Genomic DNA, 5,133 nt, shown 5'->3' on the forward strand with positions numbered 1-5,133 from the left:
CTGCGCAGACTCATGGCCGGTTGCAAATTCCAGTGCTCGATACTATGCGCCGGATAGTCCGGTGAACTGCCATAGAGCATAATGCCGCTACGCACAATATCTGAATGTAGCTGCTGATGTCGGAGAATAGCTGCGCTATTGCTTAGCGAGATTTTGCCCGGCAGACCTTGGGTCGTTTGAGCAAAAACCAGTTGCTGATGTTCAATGCCCTCTCGGCCCAAGCGCATGCTATCGGCATCAGAAAAATGCGTCATATGGCTAATTGAGCGTATCTGCCGGATGCTTTGCAGTTCTTGAAATACTGCGGCATATTGTTCGGGCAGAAATCCGAGCCGGTTCATGCCGCTATTCATTTTCAGAAATACATCCAGCTGAGCTTCTGGTTGCAGACTGACAAATGATTTAAGCCATTCCAGCTGATGCGGAGCATGAATGGCAAAGGCCATTGCATACTTGGCACAGTCAAATAAATCTTCTAGACCAAAGATACCTTCGAGCAATAATAGCGGTTTGTCGCAGCCCAAGGCTCTGAGACGTTTGCCTTCAGCAATATCTAGAAAGGCAAAGCCATCCGCCTGTTGCAAGGCCGGATATACCCGCTCAATGCCGTGCCCATAGGCATCTGCCTTAACCACGGCAAAGACCTGACTTTGGGCTGCAAAGGAACGGGCGACTTTCAGGTTATGTTTTAGTGCCTGTTGATGAATGACCGCGTGAATTGGACGTGGCATAACTCGCTTCCCTGAATCCAAAAATCCTTAAAAACTGCTTAAGCTGCCTGCTGATAACGGTTCAGCGACAAGCCCTCAGTACTGATTTCAGGCGTTTGCCCCAACATCAGATCACTAATCAGCTTTCCTGAACCACATGCCATAGTCCAGCCCAAAGTTCCGTGTCCGGTATTCAGGAACAGGTTTTTATAACGGGTTTCACCAATAATCGGGGTACTGTCCGGCGTCATTGGACGTAAACCAGTCCAGAAACTGGCCTGCTCCATGTCTCCACCCGGGAACAGGTCACGAGTCACCATTTCCAGAGTCGCACGGCGATCTTCATTTAGGCCTAAATTAAAGCCGGTCAGTTCTGCCATACCACCCACCCGGATACGCTGGTCAAAACGGGTCAGGGCAATCTTGTAGGTTTCATCCAGCACTGTCGATTCAGGTGCATGAGCAGCATCCACAATCGGAATGGTCAGTGAATAACCTTTCACCGGATAAACCGGTAAATCCAGATGCAATGGTTTTAAGAAATCACGTGAATAACTACCAAAAGCCAGCACATATTTGTCAGCAGTCAGCACCTTGCCATTCACCACAACACCTTTGATTTGATCTCCTTCCACAATCAGTTTTTCAACATTCTGATTAAAGCGAAATTCAACTCCCATACCTTTGGCATAATTTGCAAGCGCATTGGTAAACAGGTAGCAATCCCCGGTTTCATCATTCGGCAAATGCAGACCACCCACCAGTTTGTCCTTGGCTTCGGCCAGAGCAGGCTCAACCTTGGCCAGTCCATCGCGGTCTAGCAGCTCAAATTCAACACCCGTTTCTTTCAGGACTTCAATATCTCGCTGGACTGCCTCTACTTGTGCCTCTTTACGGAAGATTTGCAACGTTCCTTTAGAGCGGTTTTCATAAGAAATACCGATATCACGACGCAAATTGCGTAAACAGTCACGGCTATATTCTGCCACGCGCACCATACGTTCTTTATTGACGGCATAATGCTGGGCATTACAGTTTTTCAGCATTTGCGCCATCCATTTCAGCTGCCACAAGCTGCCATCGACATTAATGGCCAGCGGTGCATGATGCTGAAACATCCACTGCACAGCTTTAAACGGAATACCAGGTGCGGCCCATGGCGTCGAATAGCCTGGAGAAATCTGGCCGGCATTACCAAAACTGGTCTCTTCAGCCGGCCCTGCCTGGCGATCAAGAACAGTGACCTCTGCTCCCTGCTGTGCAAGATAGTAGGCACTTGTGACTCCAATGACTCCACCACCCAGTACAATAACGCGCATGACATGATCCTCAATGACATTTATAGTTTATTTCACTAGTATATTTTTGGTTAAATAGTGAATTTCACTGTTTTATGAGGATTAATCCAGTGAATCAGCCAATTTTATCGTGCGAATTTAAAAAAGAGAGGAAATAACAAATGCGTAAACTGGACCGGGTAGACCGCATGATTCTAGACATCCTGCAACACGATGGACGGATTGCCATTAGTGAGCTGGCCGCCCGGGTCAACCTGTCGACAACGCCCTGTTCAGAACGGGTCAAGCGACTGGAACGCGATGGTATCATCATGGGATATTACGCCCGTTTAAATCCCGCAAAGGTTGAGCGCAACTTGCTGGTTTTTCTGGAAATCAAGCTCTCTGCAAAGTCTGGCGATGTTTTTGATCAGGTGGCGCGGGATTTAATCGAAATCCCGGAAGTACTGGAATGTCATCTAATTTCAGGTGAATTTGATTATCTGGTCAAAGCGCGTCTCAAAGAAATGAGTGCGTACCGTCGGCTACTCGGCGATTTACTCAAAAAATTACCCTCTTCTGCATCTTCGCATAGCTATATTGTGATGGAGGAAGTAAAAGAAAGTTTATATCTGGATGTCGGACTTTAAACGCTTGTTCAGACTCTTCCAAAACCTGAAAATAGCAAAGCCTCTATCCTAGGCTTTGCTATGAGATATTGATCTAAATAAAATGGATTCGGTTCCTCTGTTTAGATAGATCAAGAGGATCATTTAAACCTCAGGTAGGAATACGCAACACCTGACCCGGGAAAATATCATCTGCGTCTTTTAATAAAGGGCGATTGGCCTGAAAGATTTTATTATACTGGTTGGCATCGCCATAAAAATCCTTGGAGATTTTAGATAAAGTGTCTCCAGATTTGACGGTATAAAATTTACTTTCCGCTTCAGGATTGCTTACAGTCAACTGATCATCAACTTGGGCTACATGATCAATATTTCCCACTGCCAGAATAATTTTTTCACGGTCGGCCTGACTCTGTACTTTTCCGCGTACGGTAGCCAGATCGGTTGTCGAATTATAACTAATTGATAATCCGCTAATCGGTAGGCCCAAACTCTTTACATGCCCCAATAATTTATTGGCAACTTCTTGTGCAGAAGGTTCTGCTGCGGCAGCTTGTGGCGTAGTCTGTTGTGGCTCTGCGGCAGCCGTATTTTTCTTGCCTATCCCTTTTACGAAATCAAAAATCCCCATATCCCAACTCCTTTCTCATTGTTAATTAAGATCATTGTTATTAGTATAGTGAAAGCAGCAGATATAGAGTTATACATTGGTAAGCAAGAGTAATGGACTGTAAAGACTTTAAAATCTTTTTAGACAAAAACAAAAAAACCACCTGAATGGTGGTTTTTAAGTTCAGCCCAAGAGCTGAAAATCAGTAATTAACCCAGTTTCTTAGAAACATAGTCAATTGCAGATTGAACAGTAGTGATTTCGTTAGAATCTTCATCAGGAATTGTGATGTCGAAGTCATTTTCGAAAGACATAACAAGCTCAACCAGGTCTAGAGAGTCAGCACCCAAGTCATCCATGAAAGATGCTTCGTTTTTAATCTCTTCGACTTTGATACCAAGTTGTTCTGCAACCGCTTGCTTAACGCGTTGTTCGATATCGCTCACAGGAATTCTCCTCATTGCTTGTGGCGTTTTTAATGCCGTTAGTTTAATTGAATCTAAAAAATTTGGAAAGTTAATACATGTGCTGTTTAGCTCATGTATAAACCACCATTTACGTGAATGACTGTACCGGTAATGTAACTGGCTTTTTCAGAAGCCAGAAAACTTACCGCATTAGCGATATCCTGTGGATCACCTAAACGGTTTAAAGCCACCTGATCACTCATCTTCTTGCGAATTTCTTCACTTAACTGTTCTGTCATTTCAGTCGCAATAAAGCCCGGTGCAACTGAGTTGACTGTAATCTGACGGCTGCCCATTTCCTTGGCCAGACTGCGGCCAAATGCCTCAATTCCTGCTTTTGCCGCAGAATAGTTGGCCTGTCCCGGGTTGGCAAAGTGCGCGACCACAGAACTGATATTGATAATGCGGCCAAAACGCGCCTTGGTCATACCTTTCAGGACACGTTTAGACAAGCGATAGACAGCTTTTAGATGAATGTTCAGGATGTCATCCCAGTCATCTTCCGACATACGCAATAACAGGTTGTCTTTGGTAATTCCGGCATTATTCACCAGTACCAGTACCGAACCGAAGTCTTTTTCAATCTCGGTTACCAGCGCATCAATAGCAGCACCATCGCGCACATCCAGAACCTTGCCTGCACCCTGCTCTGCAAACTGTGCAGAAAGTTTTTCCGCACCAGCTTCAGAAGTTGCAGTTCCTACCACAAAATAACCGTCTTGAATTAATTGTTGTGCAATTGCCGCACCAATACCACGGCTTGCACCTGTCACCAAGGCAACTTTACGTTCCTGTGTCATGCAATTTTCCCTTCTGCCACCAATACGGTGTTTAGTGCATCTTCCAGACGAGACTGAGTATCGAGTGGAAGTGCTTTTTCAATTTTTGGTAAACGTTTTGCCATATTGGCCAATACATTCCCCGGACCACATTCTACGATGTATTCAATTCCTTCATCTTGCAGGAATTGTAGGGTTTTGGTCCATTGTACCGACTCATAAAGCTGCGCCGTTAAAGCCTGACGAAGCGCATTAACATCAGTCGCTGCTTGAGCGCCTACATTTTGTAATACAGGTATACGCGGCATCTCAATGGCACTTTGTTCCAAAGCCTGAGCAAACTGCTCAGCGGCAGGTTTCATCAACGAGCAGTGAGATGGAACTGAAACTGGCAATGCAATGGCTTTGCCGCCATTTTCTTTGGCCAGTGCCATCACTGCTTCAACGCGTTCCTTATTGCCCGCAACCACTACCTGACCTTGTGCATTATAGTTGGCTGCTTCAACCGAACCCTCACCTGCTTCAGTCGCCTGTACACACAGTTCAATAACTTTAGCATCATCCAGACCCAGGATCGCTGCCATAGCACCCACACCCTGAGGAACAGCCGTTTGCATCAGCTTACCGCGCAGGTTCACCAGTTTCACAGCATCGCCTAGAC

General features: G+C 45.6%; 7 protein-coding genes. 1 reads left to right on the forward strand and 6 read right to left on the reverse strand.

What is annotated here, in order from left to right; translation table 11 throughout:
- The coding region (gene alr, locus E2K52_RS13290) for an alanine racemase (protein WP_151205516.1) at positions 1-731 on the reverse strand (731 nt) is incomplete at its 3' end.
- A gap of 38 nt (positions 732-769) precedes the next feature.
- Positions 770-2,029, reverse strand: coding sequence for a D-amino acid dehydrogenase (locus E2K52_RS13295; RefSeq protein ID WP_151205517.1), 1,260 nt, complete (start codon positions 2,027-2,029; stop codon positions 770-772).
- 140 nt (positions 2,030-2,169) lie between these two features.
- Here E2K52_RS13295 and E2K52_RS13300 point away from each other — a divergent pair, with 140 nt between their 5' ends.
- Positions 2,170-2,637, forward strand: coding sequence for an Lrp/AsnC ligand binding domain-containing protein (locus E2K52_RS13300; RefSeq protein ID WP_151205518.1), 468 nt, complete (start codon positions 2,170-2,172; stop codon positions 2,635-2,637).
- A gap of 130 nt (positions 2,638-2,767) precedes the next feature.
- On the opposite strand, the gene lysM is transcribed toward E2K52_RS13300, so the two are convergent.
- The 4 genes from lysM to E2K52_RS13320 all read right to left on the reverse strand — a co-directional run.
- Positions 2,768-3,247, reverse strand: a complete 480-nt coding sequence (gene lysM / locus E2K52_RS13305) for a peptidoglycan-binding protein LysM (RefSeq protein WP_151205519.1) — start codon at positions 3,245-3,247, stop codon at positions 2,768-2,770.
- 188 nt (positions 3,248-3,435) lie between these two features.
- Positions 3,436-3,672: an acyl carrier protein gene (acpP, locus tag E2K52_RS13310; RefSeq protein ID WP_004893297.1), complete on the reverse strand. Its 237-nt coding sequence runs from the start codon at positions 3,670-3,672 to the stop codon at positions 3,436-3,438.
- 86 nt (positions 3,673-3,758) lie between these two features.
- Positions 3,759-4,493: a 3-oxoacyl-ACP reductase FabG gene (fabG, locus tag E2K52_RS13315; protein ID WP_151205520.1), complete on the reverse strand. Its 735-nt coding sequence runs from the start codon at positions 4,491-4,493 to the stop codon at positions 3,759-3,761.
- On the reverse strand, positions 4,490-5,133 hold a 644-nt coding region (locus E2K52_RS13320; protein WP_151205521.1), incomplete at its 5' end, for an ACP S-malonyltransferase. The genes E2K52_RS13320 and fabG, both read right to left, overlap by 4 nt.

Source organism: Acinetobacter sp. RF14B (assembly GCF_006864105.1).
In the GTDB taxonomy this organism is placed as follows: Bacteria; Pseudomonadota; Gammaproteobacteria; order Pseudomonadales; family Moraxellaceae; genus Acinetobacter; species Acinetobacter lwoffii_C.